Here is a 1,961-nt window from a genome sequence, read left to right as displayed (position 1 = left end):
GTGGGTGTGGGGATCTTCCCAGAAGGGGCGGAGCAGATCACCCGTGAGACCTCGCCTGGGGAGGTGGGGCGGTTTCAGCCAGGTTTTGCCCACCTGGCGCTGGCGGCAGCGGTGGATCCCTTGCCGATTCTGCCGGTGGCGGTGTGGGCGCAGGAAGAATGGCGGGGAGTAGATATTCCTATGGCTTTTTTCCGCTGGTTTGACCCCACTGAACCCCGATTTCAACAGGAAGGGGGACATCCGGTGGTGTTGTATCGGCGGGTGGTGCTCAGGGTGGGATCCCCCCTTTGGGTGGGCAGGAAGCAGCGCCAGGGATCCCGACGCGAGCGAATGCAGGTCATTCAAGAGCTAACTGCAGCGGCCCGAGAACAGGTGCGATTGGGATTGGCAGAGAGATGAGAAAGTTGAGTGGCGAGCCGGTAGCATCTGCCTCTAGCTTGGTCAGCCCGGCAACGGGAGCGGTCGGTCAGGAGCGGCCCCTGCTGCTGTATTTGCCCGGTATGGATGGCACAGGTACGTTGTTTTACCGGCAGGCGCAGGCTCTGCAGCGGGAGTTTCGCATTCGCCCCCTGAGTTTGAACCACCCGGAAGCGGGGGATAGCTGGGAAACCCTGGCCGATTGGGTGGGATCCCAGCTAGAAGCGGGGGCGTACTTGTGTGGAGAATCCTTTGGGGCTTGCCTGGCCTTGTTGGTGGCCGCCCAATGGCCGGAACGGTGCCGCGGCCTCATTTTGGTCAATCCAGCCTCGTCGCTGCGACGCAGGCCCTGGTGGTGGGCAGGGCATGTTCTCCTGCCTTTTTTGCCACCGGCGCTCTATCACCAGTTGTCGGAGCGGGGGTTGGGGGTTTTGGCGGAGCTCAGCCAAATGGAGCCGCTCGATCAGGAGCGGCTGCGCCAGGCAGTTCACAGTGTTGAACCCACAGTAGCTGCTCGGCGCTTGGCTTTGCTGGGATCCTTTGCTGTGGAGAAGCTGCCCCTGGAGTCGATGACCCTGCCAACTTTGCTGGTGGCGGGGGGGCGGGATCGCCTGTTGCCCTCGGTGCAGGAGGTGGGCTGGCTGGCGGAACGGCTGCCCCAAGCACAGATAGAGATCTCTCCCCAGAGCGGCCATGCTTGTCTGCTGGAGCGGCAGATGAACCTGCGGCGTTACCTGCTCAAGCCAGGTGGCCTTTTCACCCCCCTGCTGCTCAATTCTGCTTCGGCCCATTGAGCATGGACAGGGATCCCCACAGATCTTCTATCCGCTCTGGGCAGGAGCTATCCTTCCCCTCTCGATCCAGCCAAAGGGCTCGCAAGCCTGCTGCTTTTGCCCCCTGGTAGTCTTCGCGGCGGCTGTCGCCAATGTGGCCGGCGGCTGCGGGGGGGATCCCGTGGGCTGCCAGGGCAGCTTGGAAGATGCGAGGATCGGGCTTGGCATAGCCCACTTGGGTGGAGAGGGTGAGGCTGGAAAAGTAGGGATCCAACTGCAACTGCTGCAGCACCCTGGGCAAGCGGCTGTCGAAGTTGGAGATCACCCCCAACCGGATCCCTTCCTGCTGCAGGGCCCGCAAAGCCGGCAGCGTCTCGGGATACAGCTCCCAGGGATCCGCCCCGGCAAAGTGCTCAAACAATTGGGCGAAAAAGTCTTCAAACCGGTGCTCTCCGAAGGCAGCCAGGGATCCCACCCGGGCAAAAGTCTCCCGCACCACCTGGCGCCACCAGGTCCGCTCCCACTCCCGCAAAGGGGATCCCGTCAATCCTGGGCAGGCCGGGGCTGGAGCCTGGGCAAAAACTTGGCCAAAAGCGCGATCCAAGGCCTGGGGATCCACCCTTACCCCATACTCCGCTGCCACCTGGCTGTAAACCTGGCCCACGCTGCCCCGCACCCGAAACAAAGTGCCCACAGCGTCGAAAAAGAGCACCCTCAGCTTCACGACTGCCCCTCGTAGCGGGCGTAGGCATCGACAATCCGCTGCACCAG

The 1,961-nt window shown here is 63.0% G+C and carries 3 protein-coding genes; 2 read left to right on the top strand and 1 reads right to left on the bottom strand.

Going from position 1 to position 1,961, the window contains the following annotated elements; all coding sequences use genetic code 11:
• A partial coding sequence (locus tag NW837_RS11875) for a 1-acyl-sn-glycerol-3-phosphate acyltransferase (protein ID WP_414331770.1) occupies positions 1–399 on the top strand: 399 nt, incomplete at its 5' end.
• Positions 396–1,211 carry an alpha/beta fold hydrolase gene (locus NW837_RS11870; protein ID WP_414331767.1) on the top strand — a complete coding sequence of 272 codons (816 nt, stop codon included), beginning with the start codon at positions 396–398 and terminating at the stop codon, positions 1,209–1,211. The genes NW837_RS11875 and NW837_RS11870, both read left to right, overlap by 4 nt.
• On the opposite strand, the gene NW837_RS11865 is transcribed toward NW837_RS11870, so the two are convergent.
• Positions 1,189–1,961, bottom strand: a 773-nt coding sequence (locus tag NW837_RS11865; RefSeq protein WP_414331765.1) for an HAD-IA family hydrolase, incomplete at its 5' end; no start/stop codon positions are given. The two genes, NW837_RS11870 and NW837_RS11865, sit on opposite strands and share 23 nt — an antisense overlap.

Origin of the sequence: Synechococcus sp. R6-10 (genome assembly GCF_047461815.1) — a bacterium.
GTDB lineage: Bacteria > Cyanobacteriota > Cyanobacteriia > Thermostichales > Thermostichaceae > Thermostichus.
Note: the sequence above shows the minus strand (reverse complement) of the source record. Positions and strands in the feature narration are given on the sequence as shown.